Consider the following 20,870-nt stretch of genomic DNA (forward strand, 5'->3'; position numbering starts at 1 on the left):
TGGTACCTCTAATGAGTGTAGTCAACGACCTATACTCCACCAAACTAATGCAAATTTAACGCAGATTAAATTACAGTAAACGGCAGATCTCTGCTTCCCAGCGATACCCCATACCATAAACTGCGCGAATAAACGGCTTTTTGCCATCAAGAGCTTCCAACTTACGGCGTAGATTCTTGATATGACTGTCGATAGTGCGGTCGGTCACCACGCGGTAATCGTCATACAGATTATTTAATAACTGTTCACGGCTAAACACATGGCCCGGTTGGGTTGCCAATATTTTCAGCAGGCGAAACTCTGCCGGGGTCAGTTCCAGCAGATGACCCTGATAACTGGCTTGAAAGCGGGATTCATCTATCAATAGCGGTGCGGTATCACTCGGCTGCTCCCGCTGTTGCTGGCAGCGGCGTAGAATAGTTTTAACGCGAGCCACCACTTCCCGCGGGCTATAAGGTTTGCAGATATAGTCATCAGCACCAATCTCCAGCCCCAATAAGCGATCAATCTCTTCTGTTTTGGCGGTGACCATCATGATTGGCACATCAGAAAAACGACGAATCTCACGACAAATGCTGATGCCGTCGGTACCGGGCAACATTAAATCCAGCAAAATGATCGACGGCGGGGCCTGGCGCACCGCACCGACCACCTCGCTGCCATTGGTCAGCCACTGGGTGCGATAACCTGCAGCTTGCAGGTAGTCGACCAATAACTGGCCGAGCTTTGGTTCATCTTCAACAATCAATACGTAACCAGGTTGGCTGGCAGACTGAAGCGGCTGGTGCATTGCAATGAATTACCCTATGGGATTGAGTAGAGGAAATACTACCGTAATCTGTAAGCCACCCAAAGGTGAATGTTCAGCGCTGATTTTGCCACCATGGGCCTCGACGATATTGTGGCAAATCGCCAAGCCCAGCCCGGAACCACCGCTGGCACGGTTACGTGAGCTTTCAGTGCGATAAAAACGTTCAAAAATACGTTGTAGCTGCTCGTCGCTCAGGCCGGGTTTACTGTCTTGCCACACTAGCGTTAATGTCTCTTCTTGTTGCGGTGAAAGATGAAGTTTGGCAAAAATTTCTAGCTGCCCACCTTCATTGGTGTAGCGCAGGCTGTTTTCCAGCAAATTATGAAATAGTTGATTTAACCGGTCAGGGTCACCAAACATCACCGCGTGTTCAGGCATATGGGTGGTGATGAGCATATTTTTACTTTGAAAACGGCCACGGAAACTGGCAATCGCGATTTGCAATAGCCGCACGGCATCCAACTGGGTTTTGCGGTAGGCGAGAGCGCCGCGGTCAGACATCGATAACTGGTGCAAGTCATTGACCAGTTTGGTCAGAATCCCGACCTCTGCTTGTAGCGAAATCAACGACTCTGGTGTTGGTTGGCGCACACCATCTTGCAATGCTTCCAACTCACCACGTAATACCGCCAGTGGGGTGCGCAATTCATGGGAGACATCCGCCATAAAGTCGCGCCGCATTTGCTCGTTTTTTTCCAGAGAAATGGCCAACTGGTTAAAATCTTGAGCCAAGTGCCCCAGTTCATCACGGCTGCTGACGGACACACGTGTACTGAAATCACCGGCGGCTAGCCGATGGGTGCCTTCCACCAAGCGTTTGACTGGGGCTAACATCCCTCGGGATAAAATCCAGGTGACTGCTGCGGCCAGTAAGGTCGACAAGCCGACAATTATCCAACTGGTTCGGCGCTGTTGTTGATCAAAGTTAATGTCAGCGTTGCGAGTTAGCTTTTCGGGGGGGGTGGACATCACCCAGCCAACCACTTGTTTATTCACCGTTATGGCCCGGCGGCTGACATCTTTCGGCAGTTGCCCGGTATGTCCAACCAGAAGATTTTTGTGATTATCCACCACCCAGAATTGGGAACGCCAACCACGTGGCGGCATGCTGCGGTTATTATCACTACTATGATCCAAAGAACGCATGATCTGATAAATCACCTGATCATTATTGCGTAGAAAATCCCAGCTACCGAAGTGCTGGTACTGCACTTCGAGGGCATCCCCCAGCATATTGATTCGCTGCTCATTACTTTGCTTTATATAATCGATAAAACCACGCTCGAAGCTGGCTCTGATGCCCCAATGCATAGTGATCAACACCAGCATGCAAGTGGCAAATATGGCCATAAACAGTTTTCCGGTAATGCCGATTCTCATGCTTTTTCCACCTGTTTCATCGGTTGGTCGGCTGCTGACTAAAGCGGCTGCGGAGTCGGTCAAAATAGAGGTAAACCACCGGTGTGGTGTACAGCGTGAGCAACTGGCTCATCACTAACCCGCCGACAATGGTTATCCCTAACGGCTGGCGTAATTCCGCGCCATCACCACTGCCCAATACCAGCGGTAATGCCCCAAATAATGCCGCCAGTGTGGTCATCATAATCGGTCTGAAACGCAACAGACTGGCCTGGAAAATAGCCTCGCGGGCGCTGATATTGCCATTGCGCTGCGCATTAAGGGCAAAATCTACCATCATAATGGCATTCTTTTTCACAATACCAATCAATAACATAATGCCGATAAGCGCAATTAGGCTAAAGGGTGCATTGAATAATTCCAGTGCCAATAATGCCCCGACGCCAGCAGAGGGCAGTGTTGATAGAATGGTCAGCGGGTGAACATAACTTTCATACAAAATCCCCAACACGATATACACCGTGGCAATTGCCGCCATAATCAGCCATAGCTGGGATTTCAAGGTCTCCTGGAACACTTGTGCGGTGCCGCTAAATGTGCCGCGCACACTGGCTGGAACCCCCAGTTCAGTCATGGCCCGCTCGACGGCATTGGTTGCCGCAGACAGGCTACCCCCTTCCGGTAAGTTAAATGAGATAGTCGATGAGGCGGATAAACCTTGGTGATTCACTGCCAACGGAGCATTAGCAGGCCGCCACTTGGCGAAATAGGACAGTGGGATTGATTGGCCTTCACTATTAATCACAAACATTTTGTCCAGCGAACTGACATCCTGCGTGTATTGAGGGGCGACTTCCATCACCACTTTGTATTGGTTTAGCGGCTGGTAAATGGTCGAGATCTGCCGTTGACCAAAGGCATTATTAAGCAGGGCGTTGGCGTCGGAGACATCAATACCCAGCCGAGCCATGGTTTCGCGATCATAAGTCAGGGCAACTTCGGAACCTTTATCTTGCTGATCGGAGTTAACATCGGCCAGCTCGGGTAATTTGGCTAATGCAGCCCGGACTTTGGGCTCCCATTCTCGCAGGGCCGTCAGATCGTCGGCCAGCAGAGTAAATTGATAACTGGCATTGGCTTGGCGGCCACCAACTCGAATATCTTGTACCGGAGCCAGAAACAGGCTGGCACCCGGCTCTTTAGCTAATTTGGTGCGCAAGCGAGTGATAATTTGCTGGGCACTTTCGCGGCGTTCACTCAGTGGTTTGAGTGAGATAAACATTGAGCCGCTATTGGTGCGCGAGCCGCCAGTAAAACCGGTCACATTATCTACTGCGGGATCATCATGAACTATCTTCATGAAATCTTTCAGTTTCTTCTGCATCGCCTGGAACGAAATACTTTGGTCAGCTTGAATAAAGCCCATCATGCGGCCAGTATCTTGTTCAGGAAAAAAGGTTTTTGGAATGCTGATATAGAGCCAAACATTCAGCGCAATAGTGGAAAGCAGCACGACCATTACCCAGCGTGCGTGGCCCAATGCCCAATTAAGTGAACGGCCATAACCTTGCTGAATACTCAGCAGCACTTTACCAAAACCACGAATACGCTGCTGTTGGCCCACTGGGCGCGCGCGCAGTAAATGGGCGCACATCATCGGGGTTAATGTCAGTGAAATGACTAGCGAGATGCCAATGGCCACCGAGAGGGTGACGGCAAACTCGCGGAATAAGCGACCCGGTAACCCTTCCATTAATAGCAGCGGAATAAAGACTGCTACCAGCGAAATACTCATTGATAGCACGGTAAAACCAACTTCACGCACCCCATGCAGCGCAGCAACCATTGGCTTCACTCCCGCCTCCAGATGGCGGGAAATATTTTCCAGTACCACGATGGCATCGTCGACCACAAAGCCGGTGGCGATGGTCAGTGCCATTAACGACAAGTTATTGAGACTAAAGCCGCACAGGTACATGGCGGTAAAGGTGCCGATCAGTGAAACCGGCACGGCAACTGCCGGGATCAGTGTGGCACGACCTGATCGCAGGAATACGAAGACGACCAGGATCACCAAGGCGACGGCAATGACCAGTGATCGCTCCACTTCATCCAGTGAGGCACGGATAGTGGGCGAGCGATCCTGAGCAATACTCAATTGAATTGAAGCCGGGATCGAAGCCTGCAAGGCAGGGAGTTCGGCCCGAATTCTGTCGACCGTGGCGATAATATTTGCCCCTGGCTCACGGCTAATGACCAACAGCACTGCGGGCTTGCCGTCAGACATCCCGGCATTACGGACATCCTGCACCGAGTCGATGACGTTGGCGACATCCTGCAATCGTACCGCCGCGCCATTGTGGTAGTTAATCACCAGTGGGCGATAACCCTCGGCGGTTTTGATCTCATCATTGGCTTGGACTTGCCAATGCTGTTGGCTATCGTCAATTGAACCTTGTGGACGACGGACGTTGGCAGCACTGATGGCCTGACGGACGGCATCCAGTGACACGCCCTGATTGAACAGCGCACTAGGGTTTAGCTCAACTCGCACCGCAGGTAAGGAACTCCCGCCGACGCTGACATCACTGACCCCCTCGGTTTGGGCGATTTTCTGCGCCAATTTGGTGGAGGCGAAGTCATACAATTGCCCCTGAGTGAAGGTATCTGAAGTTAGCGTCATTATCATGATCGGCGCATCAGACGGGTTCATTTTGCGATAGGTCGGACGATTTGGCATCCCAGACGGCAGTAAGCTTTGGGCGGCATTAAGTGCGGCCTGTACGTCACGGGCCGCCCCGTTAATATCGCGATTAAGATCAAATTGCAGAATGATCCGCGTACTGCCCAGTGAACTGGTCGAGGTCATTTCATTGACCCCAGCTATTCTTCCCAATGCGCGTTCCAGTGGCGTAGCAATGGATGATGCCATGGTTTCCGGATCCGCACCGGGCATTGAGGCACTCACCGCAATCACTGGGTAATCCACCTGTGGCAGCGGTGATACCGGCAATAAACTAAAACCGATAATACCGCTGAGGGTGATGGCCAGTGTGAGCAGAATAGTGGCTACCGGGCGCTGAATGAACAGAGCAAAGAATTTCACTGTGGTTCCCTTCCATTGGGTAATTCAGGCAGGGGGCCAGATGAATCAATATCCTCATTATGGTGTCGATCTTTACCGTGAGTATTGCGTGCCAACTTATCGAATAACAGATAGATAACCGGCGTGGTAAACAGCGTCAGTATCTGACTGACGATCAGCCCGCCGACCATACAGACCCCCAGTGGCTGGCGTAACTCGGCTCCGGCTCCGGTACTGAGCATCAAGGGCAGGGCACCAAACAGGGCGGCCAAGGTGGTCATCAGAATTGGGCGGAAACGCAGTAAACAGGCCTGATAGATAGCATCATACGGGGTCATACCCTGATCTCGTTCGGCGGCCAGCGCAAAGTCGATCATCATGATGGCATTCTTTTTAACGATACCAATCAACAAGATAATTCCGATGATGGCTATCACGTCGAGCTCATTGCCGGTCAGCATCAGTGCCAGTAAAGCCCCGACTCCGGCGGTAGGCAAGGTTGATAAGATAGTGACCGGATGAATAAAGCTTTCATAAAGCACACCGAGCACGATATACATTGCCACGATAGCGGCGATAATCAGCCACAATGTGCCACCCAATGCGGCTTGAAACGCCAAAGTAGAGCCTTGGAAGCGGGTCATAATATCTGCAGGCAACTGGATGGTTTTTTCAGCTTGTGTCACGGCTTCAACAGCTTCACCCAGCGAATAGCCCTGCGCCACATTAAACGAGATAGTGGCCGACGGGAACTGATTCAAATGGTTGATAGATAGCGGCCCGAAGCGCTCTTCAATGGTGGCGATGCTACTCAATGGCACCCCTTTACCATCACTGCCGGTCAGGCGGATGTCATTGAATGCAGCCAGGCCAGGCGTGGTTTTCACATCATGTTCCAGCACCACCCGATACTGGTTAGCTTGGGTGTAAATCGTGGAGATAAGCCGCTGGCCAAAAGCGTTATACAGCGCGCTGTCGATAGCTGACATGGTTATTCCCAAGCGGCTGGCACTGTCACGATCGACATTAACAAACGCCACTAACCCTTGATCCTGCCAGTCACTGGTTACATCTTGGAAAGGTGCTTGTTGTTGTAACTCATTGATCAGTTTTGGAACCCAGGTGCTCAGTTCCTCCAATGACGTCGCTTGCAGTGTGAATTGATATTGCGTACGACTCAGTTGGGTATCAATGGTCAAATCTTGTACCGGCTGCAAATAGAGTTTGATCCCCGGAATACCGGCAACACTCTCCTGCAGGCGAGGAATAATCGCGGAGACACGATCGTCGCGGCGGCTTAACGGCTTAAGGTTAATCTGCAACCGGCCATTGTTCAGTGTGGCATTAGTGCCATCGACGCCAACAAATGAGGTTAGGCTTTCGACGGCCGGATCTTTAAGAATAATGGCCGCAACCTGTTGCTGGCGCTCAGCCATATTACTGAAGGAGACGGATTGTGGTGCCTCCAGAGTGCCCTGAATCAGGCTATTGTCCTGCAATGGGAAAAAGCCTTTAGGGATCAGTAGGTAAAGAATCACCGTCAGCACCAACGTGCTGAGCGCGACACTCAATGTTATCCATTGATGATTCAGCACTTTTTTCAGCGCTACGGCATAATGGGCAATGACCCAATCAAAGAACTTTTCACTGGCACGGGACAGGCGGTTCTGCTTGCGCAATGACTCATAGCTCAGCATGCGTGCGCACATCATCGGTGTCAGCGTTAAGGAGACTACGGCGGAAATCAGAATGGCTACCGCCAATGTGACCGCAAATTCACGGAACAGACGGCCCACGATATCACCCATAAACAGCAGTGGAATCAATACGGCAATCAATGAGAAGGTCAGTGAAATAATGGTAAAACCAATTTCACCGGCGCCTTTGAGGGCGGCATCCAAAGGTTTTTCACCTTTCTCGATATAGCGGGAGATATTCTCAATCACCACGATGGCATCATCGACCACAAAACCGGTGGCAATGGTCAAGGCCATTAGCGTCAGGTTGTTGATTGAAAAGCCGAGAAAATACATGGCGGCAAAAGTTCCGACCAGCGACAGCGGCACCGCGATACTAGGGATAATCGTGGCGGCAGCATTGCGCAGGAACAGATAAATCACCATAACGACCAGCGCAATTGCCAGCAGTAACTCAAACTGCACGTCACTGACTGAAGCACGGATGGTGGTGGTGCGGTCAGTCAGGATTTTGACATCAACTGATTTGGGCAAACTTTTGATAAGCTCTGGCAGCATCTCGCGGATACTGTCAGCGGTCTCTATCACATTCACCCCTGGTTGGCGCTGGATATTCAGCACAATGGCTTGCTGGGTGTTGGCCCAGGCGGCCAGTTTATTGTTTTCGGCACCTTGCTCAATAGTGGCGACATCCTGCAACCGGACTGGGGCTCCATTTTGGTAAGCCACGATCAGGTCGCGATAATCCTCGGCGGATTTCATCTGGTCATTAGCCGACAGTGTTACCGAGCGGGTCGGCCCATCCAGGCTCCCTTTGGCTGAGTTGACGTTGGCATTGCTGATAGCGGTGCGGATGGTTTCGCTGTCCAGCCCCAATGCGGCGACAGCCGGGGCATTGAGTTTTACCCGCACGGCAGGGCGCTGACCGCCTGAAATGGTGACCAGGCCGACCCCGGTGACTTGCGAGATTTTCTGCGCAATGCGGGTTTCTACCATATCTTCCACTTGCGTCATCGGGATCGCCGTGGAGGTGACTGCCAGTGTCAGAATCGGCGGATCCGCCGGGTTAACTTTGCTGTAAATAGGGGGGTAAGGCAGGTCAGTCGGCAACAGATTAGTGGCCGAGTTAATCGCCGCCTGCACCTCTTGCTCCGCCACATCCAATGGCAGAGTCAGTTGGAATTGCAGAGTAATGACCGACGCGCCGCCCGAGCTTTGCGACGCCATCTGTTTAAGGCCGGACATCTGGCCAAACTGGCGCTCCAAAGGGGCTGTAATTGACGAGGTCACTACATCCGGGCTAGCGCCGGGATAGAGTGTCACTACCTGAATAGTCGGATAATCAACTTCCGGCAGGGCTGAGACCGGCAAAGCACGGTAACCCATAATCCCAGCCAATAGAATGGCGACCATAAATAATGTCGTGGCAACCGGGCGCAGAATAAATAGCCGTGATGGCCCGCCACCGGGGGTTGGAGGCATCACTTGCATTAGGATTTCTCCGCAGCACTGTTAGTGCCAGCCGCTGCATCCGTGGCCGGTTTTTTGCCGCCTCGGTGTTGGGCGGCCTTCTCTGTGGTGGCCGATTGTTCTGCCGCATCATTTTGGCGGGTATTTGCTGAACGTGGCGTGACGACCTCAACCTGCAAACCTTCCGTCAGACGGTCAATACCGTCGGTGACAACGCGCTGACCCGCATCCAGACCGGCGCTGATAACCACTTGTTTACTGTCCTGAATTCCGGTGGTAACCAGATGTTTACTGACTTTATTCTCGTCATTTAAGATCCAGACAAAGCTCCCTTCGTTGCCCATCTGTACAGCAGCAGTGGGCACCACGACGGCATTTTGCAGTAAATCAACTTTGATGCGGGCATTAACAAACTGGTTCGGGAACAGCACATCATCTTCATTGGCGAAACGGGCTTTCAGCTTAATAGTGCCTGTCGCGGTATCAATTTGGTTATCAATACTGAGTAGATGGCCTTGGGCCAGCCTCTGTTTATTGGTGCGATCCCAAGCTTCAACTAGCACGGTTGTTTGGTTTTTTTCTGCATTTTTCTGGGCTTGCATGATGTCCGGGATATCATTTTCCGGCAGGGTAAAGACCACATCAACCGGATGTGTTTGGGTAATCACCACAATCGGCGTGGTAGTACCGCTGGTAATATAGTTACCGACATCAACTTGTTTTAGACCGACTTTACCGGAGATTGGCGCAGTTATGCGGCTATACGTCAGTTGCAGCTTGGCGCTATCAATTGCACCTTGATCGGCTTTCACACTGCCTTCGCTCTGGCGTACCAAAGAGGCTTGGGTATCAAGGTCTTGTTGCGAAATCAGGCCAGTCTTAGCCAGTTTTTGATAACGGGCCAGATCACGGCGAGCATTGTCTAGAGTGGCCTGGTCTTTGGCGAGTTGCCCCTGAGCTTGAGTTAGCTGGACTTCGTAAGGGCGAGGGTCAATTTCCACCAGTAAATCACCGGCATTGACCTGCTGTCCTTCGGTAAAGTGGATAGCCATCAACTGACCATCAACCCGGCTGGTGACGGTGACGGTGTTGGCAGCAATCACGGTACCCAAACCGGTGAGATAACGCGGTACGGTTTGCTCGGTTGCTGTTGCCGCTTGTACCGGGGACATCGGCATATTACGGCGGCCACCCGCACGCCCAGAGTTGCTACTTCCAGCTGTTGGTTGCGCGCCGGGGGCTTTGGTTTCAGGGGTAGCACTGAAGTGACGCCAGACAAACACAGCAACAATAATAACCAGCACTGTCCCCAACAAGGCGAGTAACCGGGAAGTGCGTTTGGATTGAGCTTTCATTATGTCGAAGAGTCCCTTTTGATGTTCTGATTATGTGCACTCAGGTGCAATAAGTAAGTTTTTGGATATGTTACTAGTTTAGCGGGAATTGACTGGAACAAAATGGAGGAAATATGAAAATATTGTCAGGGTTTGTGGGAGGAAAGTTTTTAATTTTAAGGAATTAGAGGGGAAGTTGGTTTAGTTGAAGTTCTATCTGGGGGATAGGTTCGGTTGATATTGATTCAGGTGATCTTGTTCGGATCACCTAAACTAAAATCAACTTTTAGCGGAAAAGCGTCTGCGCCCAGCGCGCTAACCCCGCGGTCACGGAGCCAAAATCATTGCCACCTACTAATGGAATCCCCGGCAACTGCTGTTGCAAAGCGGCACGTAATAATGGAGAGCGTGCGCTGCCGCCGGTCAGATAAATCACATCTGGCGTGATATGGCTGGTTGCCAATGCCAGGCTGACTTGCTCCTGAATCCGTTGCAGTGGTTGGGAAATCGCTTCGGCCATTTGCTGTTGGCTGATAGTTTGCCCCAATTCAGGCTGGACAAAATCCAGTAGCGTGGCAACTTGCGCTTGTTCAGACAGGGCAATTTTGCTCTCTTCTGCGGCGCGAACCAAGCGGTAGCTCAGGCGCTGCTGATACACTTTCAGCAGGCGCTCAACTTGCTGTGGATTGGCGGCGTCACGTATCAAATCACGCAGGAAACGCCCATTGACGATACTATAGAAGTCGCTCTGTGCCGGAACATCATTGGTGGCAACCGCATTCCAGTAAGGCAGTGACGGCATGGCAATGCCTTTTTCGGTCTCGCCGCCCAGTCCAAACAGTGGCATCAGTTGCTTAAAGGCCAACATGATATCCAGATCATTACCCCCAACGCGACAGCCACTGTGGCCCAATAGACTCTGTTGTCGATCAGCCATACCTTGCCATTTGGGCCCCATCAAGAGCACTGAACAGTCGGTGGTTCCCCCGCCGATATCAACGACCAGCACAGTTTTCTCTGTCGTCAATGTGGCTTCAAAATCCAACCCGGCAGCAACAGGTTCAAATTGGAAAGCGATATCGCGAAAACCGGCTCGTTGTGCGGCACGCAGTAAAATGCCTTCAGCTTGCCGGTTGGCCTCTTCACCGCCGGAGCCCTGAAAGTTGACTGGGCGACCAATGACAGTTTGGCTAATTTCGGCTGTTAACACGGTTTCTGCCTGACGTTTAATATGGAACATCATGGCACAGACCAAATCTTCAAACAGCGCCAACTGCTGAGGTTTCAAGCCATTGGCACCCAAGAAAGATTTAGGCGACTTAACAAAATAAACTTCTTCGGGGTCTTCGATATATTGGGCCAATGCTGATAAGCCGAACATCAGGCTATCGGCAGACACCGGAATATCCTCTTCGCGATTGAACGCCATGGCCCGGCGTAGTAGTTGCTGATTTTCGTCACTGCCTGTTGGCACTTGCCAATGGCGGTGCAGGCACTCACTTACGGCTTCACGTGTTGGTGCACACAACATGGACGGCAAATAGACATCATTATTTTCCAGCGTCAGCAATTCGGGAGCATCACCCCGCATCACGGCAACCGAGCAGTTTGCTGTGCCGTAGTCAAATCCAATGAACATCATTGCCCCCAGGCCAAATAAAAGGGGCCGACTTTACCCTAGAGTGAGCAGCGGAGCAATCGTCTCGGATTACTTGATAGCGAAATATCCACTATTGAGCACATCGGACAACGGCTGGGAACGACCAATAGTTTCGCCATCGGCTAAATCAACGCCAATCGCAATTAACTTATTGAGGGTGGGAGGTAATTCTGCCGGGCCTGCCAGCGTGGCGATATTAGCCCGTTGTGCAGTGCCATTAATGATGGATACCAGTACTTCATCCATTTGATTGATATGAATGTGAGAAATTAACTCACTGTTAAATTTGAGATAATCAATAGTGTGTTCAGCCAGCAATTCAAAATCATTGAGATTATGGCCAAATTCTTTAACAATTAATTTGCAGCCTAATTGTTGCAGTTTGGCGAGAAAATTCCCAATCGCAAATGGATATTGCAGCAAGGTGGACTCATCGACCATCCAATATAAACTTTGTGGTGGCAGCACGGTATTGTGCATTAAGGTGAGGAGTGACTGGCGGAAATTTTCTTTGAGCAGAGCCACTTCCGACAGCGGGATCGCCAGTGCCAGTCCTTTACGATTAATCGCTTCAGCTTGTTCCACTAACAGTTGCTCGCACACCCAGCCGTCAACTTCTGCCAACAAATTATACAATAATGCCGCCTCTTCAAAGGTCGATTGGCTGACAATGAGATTTTGCGACGGGTTAATCTCATAGCTGATCTGATAGAAGCAGACCGACAGCGGCGTTTTAGGTGGCGCGGTTGGCGTGGCCTGTAGCAATAGTTGGTGCTTGCTCAGAATATTTTCAATATCTTCTCTACTGAGCAGTTCGTGCTGTCGGGCGAGTAGCTGCTTTTGCCGTGGTTGATAGAGATAAACCTGCCCACGACCACTGTGTTTGGCGGTGTAGCAGGCTATATCAGCCTGCGCCATAATTTCACTGCGCTGGCTGTTGCTGCTGCTAATCTGAGTCACCCCCGCACTGGCACCAATGCGATACAGCTTATTTTCCCAGTAGAAATGATAGTCATTGATCATGGATACCAGATTTTGAGTAATAGCTTTGGAGTGCGGTAGGGTGCAATTAAGCATCAGTAAGCCGAATTCATCTCCACCGAGGCGCGCGACACAATCACTGTTACGTAAATTCTGGCGCATCAACTGACTAATTTCTTTCAGCAAAGCATCCCCCGCCGGGTGTCCAGCCGAGTCGTTAACCGCTTTAAAATAGTCCAAATCAAGGAAGGCCAGCGCATGTTGTTGATCTTGGTCGACACTTTTCTGGATAGCCACTTTCAGTTTATTTTCAAAATTGGTCCGGTTTGGCAAACCCGTCAGATTATCGTGTGATGCGCTATGGCTGAGTTTACGCATCATGGCGCGAGACTCGCCAACATCCTGGAACACTAAAACGGCACCGACAATGCCTCCCTCCAGAGTTTTCAGCGGGGCAACCGACTCTTGAATGTCATAATACTGCCCATCGCGATGATGCAACACCATCGACTCATTCAGTGAAGAGTAAGGGCGGAGGGTCAGACAATGCTCTATCGGGTTCTCAATTTCCGGCCCATCCACGCCATCAGTCAGCTTGATAATATGGTTGATGGGTTGGCCTAGCGCGATGGTATTGGCCCAGCCAGTCATTTTCTCAGCGACCGGGTTCATAAAGGTAATTTTCATTTCTTGATCGGTACACACCACGGCCTCACCGATAGAATCGAGCGTAATATGCAACCGCTCTTTCTCTTCGTGCAGGGCTTCCGTCAGGTTTCTGATTTCAGTCATATCCAAGGTGGTACCAATCACGCGCTGAAGATTGCCATTTTTATCGCACACGATATTGGCTTGATTACGTAGGTGAACAATATCGCCGTTCGGCAAGAGCAGCCGGAACTCCAGCCGGTAGGGCTGGCGTTGATTGAGTGCGGCACTGTATTCATTAATCACATAATTGAGATCTTCAGGATGAATATATTGCTGCCAGATAGCTTCAGTCACCGGGGTATTTAGCGGGACATGGTAAAGCTCATACATCCGCTTATCCCAACTGATCTGTTGCTTTTTGATATCTAATTCCCAGATACCAATACCGCCTGCTTCATTGGCCAACATGATGCGTTCCATCAAGCGCCGGTTCATAATTTCAGTCTTTTTCAGGTCATTGATATCTTCGACCTGAGAGATGTAATAGAGCGGTTGTTGCTCGTGATCCCGCACCACGCTGACCACTAATAGCGTCCAGACTATCTCGCCATCACTGCGTATATAGCGTTTTTCCAACGAGTAACTGGGGATGCGGTCATAATACAAATCATCCAGTAATTTCAGGTCGGCGGAGAGATCTTCTGGATGGGTGATTTGTTGGAAAGTCAAAGTCAGTAAGGTTTCCTGACTGTAACCCAGTAGTTTGCACAGCGCTTTATTGACTTTTATCCACTTACCTTCCGGTGAAACCAGCGCCATGCCAATAGCCGAGTATTCCATGGCATTACGAAAACGGTTTTCACTTTCAATAATATGCTCTTTTTCTATCCGGAATGAGTGCATCACCATGGCCATGGCATGAGGCGGGATAAGCACCATCAATAGCGGAATAAAAGAGAATGCCTGAACCGACATTTTTGGATCAGCCGGTAGCGTAAACAGGTTGAAATTGATCATCATTGCAATCAGCAATGTGGCCAGAAAACAGATAGTAAATGTTTCAAAACGCGGTAAGCGGATAGCGGTCCAGATTAACGCCATAATCACGAAAGTGAAGGGGAATGGGAAATAAATCAAACCGATATAGCAAGCGGCTAATGAAAGTATCATCATCCATATCATATCGAACAGGGCTTTGGTTTTAGTCGCGATATTAAAGTAACCGCGGCGGTAAAGCAGGCCGACCGGCCCTAACGCCAGCATACCGATGGCTTCGGACATAAACCAGACTGTCAGCACTTGGGTGAAGTTCCCATTATGAGGCGACAAGTACCAGGCCGCAGCCAAGCCACTCAATAGAGGGACAATAATCACGGTACAAATTGAGAACTTGAGCCAACTGAACAGATTATTAAGTGGATCTTTGGGTTGGAGGAATTTACGCAGTAACCAGGCTCCCACTGCTGATTCTGCAAGATTGATAAATGTGAGAGGCAGTGGGAACCAACTGATGCCATATAAGATAAAATTAGCAGCAACAATACAGATTCCTGCGGCCAATAATTGTAGCGGCCAGTAGCGCATCGGGTGGTGGAATAAAGCGACCATCAATACGGCGGTCGGGAACCATAAAGGGGCTAGATTCTCTGATTGTTCAGCGAGTTGGATACAAAATAGCGCGAGAAAAAATACCACTATGCTGACGATAGTAATGTGCAGAAAGGTTTTATTATCAGGTGTCGGTTTTTCAGCTGCGCTGAGATCCATATAACGATAACGCCTTATTTTGCTCGCAAATACTTTGATTATGATAGGAAAATCCATCACATAACAATATACCGTATTTAAAATGCGGTCATATTCAATAGTTTAGTACAGATGAGCAGTTATACGAGTGGAATTAACTGCTCTATTCTTAATTAATTATTTCTATATGAATGATTATCAGACTAAGAATATAGTGGCAAGTCCCAGAAAGATGAAAAAGCCGCCAGTATCAGTGATTGCGGTGATCATGACACTGGAGCCGATTGCCGGATCTCGGCCTAAACGTGCCATTGTCATCGGGATAATGACCCCCATTAACGCGGCCATGAGCAAGTTAAGGATCATAGCCAAGGTCATGACGCCCCCCATGGCCGGATCGCCATAGAGCAGATAAGTGACCACGCCCATAATTCCACCCCAAACCAAACCATTAATCAGTGCTACACCCAATTCTCTGAACATCAAGAATGTGACATTACCTTGTTGGATATGGTGCAAGGCCAAGGCGCGAACAATCATAGTGATGGTTTGATTCCCGGTGTTACCGCCAATGCCGGCTACAATCGGCATTAATGCAGCCAGAGCCACTAATTGTGAGATGGTATCTTCAAATAAACCAATAACCCTTGAGGCGACAAAAGCAGTACAAAGATTGATAGCCAGCCATGACCAACGGGTTCGCACCGCACGGCCAACAGGGGAGAACACGTCCTCTTCTGGGCTTAAGCCCCCCATTCGTCTTAAGGTGGTATCGCTCTCTTCATTGACTACGTCAACAATCTCTTCAATGGTCAAACGGCCCATCAGTTTGCCTTTGGCATCGATGACTGCGGCACTGATTAAGTCATAACGTTCAAAGGCACTGGCGGCATCTTCAGCCTTCTGTTCCGGTTGGAATGTTGTCGGATTACTCTCCATCACCTGAAATACCTTGGTATCGGGTGAGTTGAGGAGAATTGTTGTCAGAGGAAGTTCGCCGAGTAAGGTATTTTTGCGGTCAATGACGAAGATTTTATCTGTGGCATCGGGAATATTTTTTCGATAGCGTAAATAGCGGTGTACCGTTCCCAAAGTGACATCAGCACGAACCGTCACTAATTCAAAATCCATCATCTGGCCGACGGTATCACGGCCATACTGAATAACTTCACGTACCCGCGCCCGCTGATCCGGATCTAATGAAGTGAGCAGGCGGCCCATCAAATTACGTGGCAGATATTCGGCCAGATAAGCCTGTTCATCGACGTGCAAGGTGCGCATTGCCTTTAACAGGTCTTTATCGCTCATCTCCTTGATCAGCGTGTCCCATACCGTCTCAGAGACTTCGACCAGCGTTTGGCCACGTTTCTCGTTTTTGACTAACCGCCATAATGCCAAACGTTCATCATTGGGCAAAGCTTCCAGTAAGTCGGCAAGGTCAGCTGCGTGCAAGTCATCAAGCAGACTTTTGATTTCAATTTTTTTTTCTAGCAGAGCCTCATCACTGATGGCTTCCCTTTCATCCTGACGGCCAAGAATACCGTCAACTAAGGCTTTATCATTCAGTAACAGGGAAAGTATCCGGTTGCGTACCTCGGCCAGTTTTTTAGCGTTATTTTTAGCTTTGCTTTTTACTATAGCGGAAAGTGGCGCGGGCATTATTGGCACTGGCATAGTGTGTCCTTGATTCGAAATATACCCTTCATCTTTCAAGTCGCAGGTGTGTGGCTACGGTCAATAACTCGGCCCTTATCTAGTGCTCATCTCTTTTAGGCTGCAGCTAGCAATAACCCAAAAAATACGTTGGGTATCCGAGTAAAGGCACTGAGCACGACTATTTATGGGCTGAGGTCAGTCTCATGAGGGCCCAGTGGCTCGCCTTCTACAGTCAGCTCAAGCTGTTGTGACTGCCGACGCTCCTGATGGTGCGACATAGATGCAATCCCTGCATACAATAAACGGCCAAACAAAATGAGAAAACTCACCAGCAGGATGATTTTTGTTAGCTGTGTTGATGGCCTTCTTTTCATAATCTCCTTGCCCTTCGTTCTTGGCGCTGCAGCGGTGTTAGCTGCTCTCACTCACCTGAATCACTGACTGGAGTCAGCTCATCGGGATTTGTTCGTTTGCTGCCTTGTTGCCACTCACCTAAATCACGGTCTGGAGCTAGTGATTCAGGGTTGCTCTCATGATTCTTCCTGTGCTTCGGCTTCAGCCTCTTCCGGCGCTTCTTCTTCAATAATCAGTTTCCAGCCAACAACATCGTCCCAGTAAGCCTGCTCGCGCTCAAAATCCAGTTGCACCAGATTATTTTGCGCCAGATAACCGGCAGGGAAACGTAATGTCCAGTGACTATCATCAGTTATCAACCGCAAACTTTCAGGCGTGGTCGTCGACTGGCGCTGATTATTCAGTAAGGTACTCAAACGTAATAACTGAATTAACGGTAAATAGTACTTTTTCTTGAATAAATTTAAGCGCGGCAACTCATCTAGCTTAATTCCTTTACGGTGCATTTTCACCAAGGTTGCCAGCAATAATTGCTGCTCTTGATTAAAGCCCGGCAAGTTCGTGTTTTGCAGAATATAAGCCGAATGGCGGTGCATTCCACTGTGATTAATGCTCAGGCCAACTTCATGCAGCATCGCCGCCCACCTTAGCAATGCTTCCAACTGCGGTTGTACCAGTTTGGTATTCTGCGCCAGCCATTGGGTGTAGAGCTGCTCGGTGGTTTCCAACACGCGACGAGCTTGTTCCCGGTCAATGTTATAGTGCTCAGCCAGACTTTGGGCTGTGCGCTGACGGATATCCTGATGGCGGAAACGGCCTTCCATTTCATACAGAACACCTTCACGCAGTGCACCATCGGATAAACGTAACTCTTTGACGGCCAAAGCATCGAATACACCGCACAAGATAGCCAAGCCCGGTACAAATACCGACTGACGATCCTCTGATAACCCCGGCAGACTTAGCGCCGAAAAGTGTTTGAACTGCAACACTTGCTCAACCAGCATCTCAAGACGCTCCGGCGTGATCAAACCATCTTTCTCGCCCATTTCCACCAACACTTCGTAGGTGGCTTTGATAGTGCCGGATGCACCGAGTGCATATTGCCAACCCTGAATCCGGTATTGCCAGGCCAGGTTTTCCAGCTTTTGCGCCGCAGCCAAACGTGCACGTTTGAAATTCACTTTACTGATTTCACCATGCGGGAAGAAGTGTTGAGCAAAGCTGACACACCCCATGCGGCGGCTTTCTACCAGCAATGGTTCAAAGTCCTCGCCAATAACCAACTCGGTTGAACCGCCACCGATATCAATCACTAACTTGCGGCCTTTCTCCGGTTGAGTATGTTCGACACCCATAAAAATCAGACGGGCTTCTTCCTGGCCGGAAATGATTTCAATTGGATAGGGAATCACTTCGGCGGCGCGCTTGAGGAAGGTTTCAGCATTAGCGGCTTGTCGCAATGAATGAGTACCAACAATGCAGACGTTATCGGGTGAGAATCCCTGCAAACGCTCAGCAAACAGTGCCAGACAAGCCAGCCCCCGCTCAATGGCCTCTTCGCTGAGCATATTATTGCTATCCAGACCATCAGCCAGATGCACGCGTTGCTTCAGGCGCCCCAAAACCTGCAAAGCACCGTTGACGACGCGAGCAATCACCATATGGAAACTGTTAGATCCCAAATCGATAGCTGCAATTTCTTGCGGTTTCGTGGTAGTCGAATTGTTGGTTAGCGGCATAGTTTTAGCCTTACTGCTCTGGTTGTTCCAGCGCTTTTAAATAATCATAGATGGCAATCTGTGCACGTACTTTGCGCCTGTTTCCACGCGGTACATAACGATTACTCAGTTCTTTATCAATATAACGGGCTTTTACAGTGTCATTGAATAACAGCTCTAAAATATCCAGCACTCGCTGTTTCAGTCTCGGATCCAGCAATGAGACTGCGACTTCAATACGATAATCAATGTTACGTGTCATCCAGTCAGCGGAGGAGAGATACACAAGTTTGTCGCCTTTATTCTCAAAGACGTAAACCCGGTCATGCTCTAGGAAGCGGTCAACAATACTGGTGACCTGTATATTATCGCTGATCCCCGGCATATTTGGGATTAACGAACACATTCCTCTGACTAAAATGCGTATTTTCACCCCTGCACTGGAGGCGCTATATAACCTATCTACCAGACCTTTATCCACTAAATTATTTATCTTCAGGGTAATCCCGGCACTTTCACCGGCCTGAGCATGAATAATTTCCTGATCTATCAATTGATACAGCATTAAGCGCGAGTTCTGTGGTGACACCATCAGATTGTCGAACTTGACCGGGCGGTAAGGATTTTCAATAAAGTTAAATACCCGACGCACTTCATTGGTAATACGAGCATCTGCCGTTAATAAAGAGTAATCGGTATAAATACGCGCCGTTTTTTCGTTAAAGTTACCGGTACCAATATGGGCATAACGCACGATCTCTTCGCCTTCAAGGCGGGAGATTAGGAATAACTTGGCGTGAATTTTCAAACCTGGAGCGGAGAAAATAACGTGTACGCCAGCAGCGGTCAGACTTTTAGCCCAATGAATATTGGCTTCTTCATCGAAGCGTGCTTGCAACTCCACAACTACCGTCACTTTCTTACCATTATGGGCGGCATGGATCATTGATTCGATAATGCGCGAATCTTTCGCAACGCGATAAATATTGATTTTAATCGCTAATACGCTCGGATCAAATGATGCCTGGCGCAGCAATTCCAGAACGTGCTCGAAGGTGTGATACGGATAATAGAGCAGCACATCTTGTTCCCGAATGGCATCAAAGCCATTGCGGAACTTATCAAACCAAATATGGCGAAGACGCGGCATTGGCCGGTTAACCAGATTGCTTTTGCCGACGTTAGGGAAGCTAATAAAATCTTTGAAATTATGATAACGACCACCGGCAATGACTGAGTCATCATTAGAAATACCTAGCTTACCGCGCAGTAATTCCACCATCTCATCGGGCATATCACGCTGATAAACAAAGCGCACCGGCTCTGCCGTTAGGCGCTGTTTTAAACTCGATGACATCAACTCCAGTAAACTGGATTCCATTTCAGTGACCAAATCATATTCGGCATCACGGGTCATCTTCATGGAATAGGCATTCAGCGCATCATAATCAAAGAAGCCTTTGAATATCTCATCCAAGCAATATCTCAATATATTATCAAGTAATATCATTGGCTTGCGGCGGCGAGGAGCTTCTGGTGGCAAATTAACGAAGCGTGGAACTTTATCGGAAGGAATTTCTAGCAGCGCATAGGCGATTTCCTGACCACGAATGATTTCCACGGCCAGATAGGTGTAATCGTCTTTAAGGAATTGCACCAAATTGGTGTCATGGTTAATCAGAATCGGCGTGATGTGTTGGCGCAGATGCTGCTTAAAATATTGTTTTAGCCAGATTTGCTGATTTTCGGAAATTTGCCGCTCATTAATCAGGAAGATTTGATTACGCGCCATTTCCAGTAATAAATCATTATATAGCCCATCAAATTCTTGATCGGCTTTCACCACTTTGCTTTGAATTTTCTTCAGCAAGTGACGGGAAGTGACGGCGGAGCCTTGCTCTTCACTAATCAGAATGCGCCGTTTCAGATCCGCAAAACGGACTTTATAGAACTCATCAAGATTATTGGAGTAAATACCAAGGAACCGCATCCGCTCAATGAGTGGATTGCTCTTATCCGCAGCTTCCTGCAATACCCGTTCATTAAAAGATAACCAACTGAGTTCTTTTTCGGTGTAGAGCTTTTCCTGACCCATTGCAACTCCAGTAAGATTATTGTGGGAGTATTTAGTGTCCACAATCATTATTGCGAAAGATTGACAAGAAAGTCCAACAGATATCATTGGTTAACTGTATTCGCCATCGCGACAAACATCTGCAGGCCATCGTCATAAACATTGTCATGCAAACGCCACAAAACTGACATAAGATACTCGGTCATCTTAGGGTATAGATGGGTGATGAGATTAATAACATAGACGGGATATAGCGTAAGGGCATGGGGCA

General features: G+C 49.2%; 11 protein-coding genes. All 11 read right to left on the reverse strand.

Annotated features, from left to right (window positions below):
- Positions 1-70 precede the first annotated feature (70 nt).
- Complete coding sequence (gene baeR, locus DJ58_RS17395) at positions 71-790, reverse strand: envelope stress response regulator BaeR (protein WP_004707826.1); 720 nt, start codon at positions 788-790, stop codon at positions 71-73.
- Positions 791-799: 9 nt separating this feature from the next.
- Complete coding sequence (baeS, locus tag DJ58_RS17390) at positions 800-2,191, reverse strand: envelope stress sensor histidine kinase BaeS (protein ID WP_004707824.1); 1,392 nt, start codon at positions 2,189-2,191, stop codon at positions 800-802.
- Between the two features lie 16 nt (positions 2,192-2,207).
- Positions 2,208-5,276: a multidrug efflux RND transporter permease subunit MdtC gene (mdtC, locus tag DJ58_RS17385; RefSeq protein ID WP_032910714.1), complete on the reverse strand. Its 3,069-nt coding sequence runs from the start codon at positions 5,274-5,276 to the stop codon at positions 2,208-2,210.
- Positions 5,273-8,443 (reverse strand): MdtB/MuxB family multidrug efflux RND transporter permease subunit, encoded by a 3,171-nt coding sequence (locus tag DJ58_RS17380; RefSeq protein WP_004707820.1) that lies wholly within the window; start codon positions 8,441-8,443, stop codon positions 5,273-5,275. Before DJ58_RS17380 ends, mdtC begins: the two co-directional genes overlap by 4 nt.
- Positions 8,443-9,777, reverse strand: coding sequence for an MdtA/MuxA family multidrug efflux RND transporter periplasmic adaptor subunit (locus DJ58_RS17375; protein ID WP_032910713.1), 1,335 nt, complete (start codon positions 9,775-9,777; stop codon positions 8,443-8,445). Before DJ58_RS17375 ends, DJ58_RS17380 begins: the two co-directional genes overlap by 1 nt.
- 265 nt (positions 9,778-10,042) lie before the next feature.
- A complete protein-coding gene (gene yegD / locus DJ58_RS17370) occupies positions 10,043-11,395 on the reverse strand; it encodes a molecular chaperone (RefSeq protein ID WP_004707818.1) in 1,353 nt (450 codons plus the stop codon).
- A 69-nt stretch (positions 11,396-11,464) separates the two neighbouring features.
- A complete protein-coding gene (locus tag DJ58_RS17365) occupies positions 11,465-14,815 on the reverse strand; it encodes a diguanylate cyclase (protein ID WP_032913198.1) in 3,351 nt (1,116 codons plus the stop codon).
- A gap of 177 nt (positions 14,816-14,992) precedes the next feature.
- Complete coding sequence (gene mgtE, locus DJ58_RS17360; RefSeq protein ID WP_004707813.1) at positions 14,993-16,468, reverse strand: magnesium transporter; 1,476 nt, start codon at positions 16,466-16,468, stop codon at positions 14,993-14,995.
- A 164-nt stretch (positions 16,469-16,632) separates the two neighbouring features.
- Positions 16,633-16,824: a YfgG family protein gene (locus DJ58_RS17355; protein ID WP_004707810.1), complete on the reverse strand. Its 192-nt coding sequence runs from the start codon at positions 16,822-16,824 to the stop codon at positions 16,633-16,635.
- A 156-nt stretch (positions 16,825-16,980) separates the two neighbouring features.
- Positions 16,981-18,546: an exopolyphosphatase gene (gene ppx, locus DJ58_RS17350; protein WP_004707809.1), complete on the reverse strand. Its 1,566-nt coding sequence runs from the start codon at positions 18,544-18,546 to the stop codon at positions 16,981-16,983.
- 10 nt (positions 18,547-18,556) lie between these two features.
- The gene (ppk1, locus tag DJ58_RS17345) at positions 18,557-20,620 is read right to left on the reverse strand and encodes a polyphosphate kinase 1 (protein ID WP_004707808.1); all 2,064 of its coding nucleotides are present in this window, start codon (positions 20,618-20,620) and stop codon (positions 18,557-18,559) included.
- Positions 20,621-20,870 lie beyond the last annotated feature (250 nt).

It is taken from the genome of Yersinia frederiksenii ATCC 33641, from assembly GCF_000754805.1.
GTDB lineage: Bacteria > Pseudomonadota > Gammaproteobacteria > Enterobacterales > Enterobacteriaceae > Yersinia > Yersinia frederiksenii.

Coding starts and splice junctions, on each gene's coding strand:
- mgtE (WP_004707813.1), bottom strand. CDS start 16,468: ATGCCAGTGCCAATAATGCCCGCGCCACTTTCCGCTATAGTAAAAAGC.
- DJ58_RS17380 (WP_004707820.1), bottom strand. CDS start 8,443: ATGCAAGTGATGCCTCCAACCCCCGGTGGCGGGCCATCACGGCTATTT.
- DJ58_RS17355 (WP_004707810.1), bottom strand. CDS start 16,824: ATGAAAAGAAGGCCATCAACACAGCTAACAAAAATCATCCTGCTGGTG.
- DJ58_RS17365 (WP_032913198.1), bottom strand. CDS start 14,815: ATGGATCTCAGCGCAGCTGAAAAACCGACACCTGATAATAAAACCTTT.
- ppk1 (WP_004707808.1), bottom strand. CDS start 20,620: ATGGGTCAGGAAAAGCTCTACACCGAAAAAGAACTCAGTTGGTTATCT.
- yegD (WP_004707818.1), bottom strand. CDS start 11,395: ATGTTCATTGGATTTGACTACGGCACAGCAAACTGCTCGGTTGCCGTG.
- baeR (WP_004707826.1), bottom strand. CDS start 790: ATGCACCAGCCGCTTCAGTCTGCCAGCCAACCTGGTTACGTATTGATT.
- DJ58_RS17375 (WP_032910713.1), bottom strand. CDS start 9,777: ATGAAAGCTCAATCCAAACGCACTTCCCGGTTACTCGCCTTGTTGGGG.
- ppx (WP_004707809.1), bottom strand. CDS start 18,546: ATGCCGCTAACCAACAATTCGACTACCACGAAACCGCAAGAAATTGCA.
- baeS (WP_004707824.1), bottom strand. CDS start 2,191: ATGAGAATCGGCATTACCGGAAAACTGTTTATGGCCATATTTGCCACT.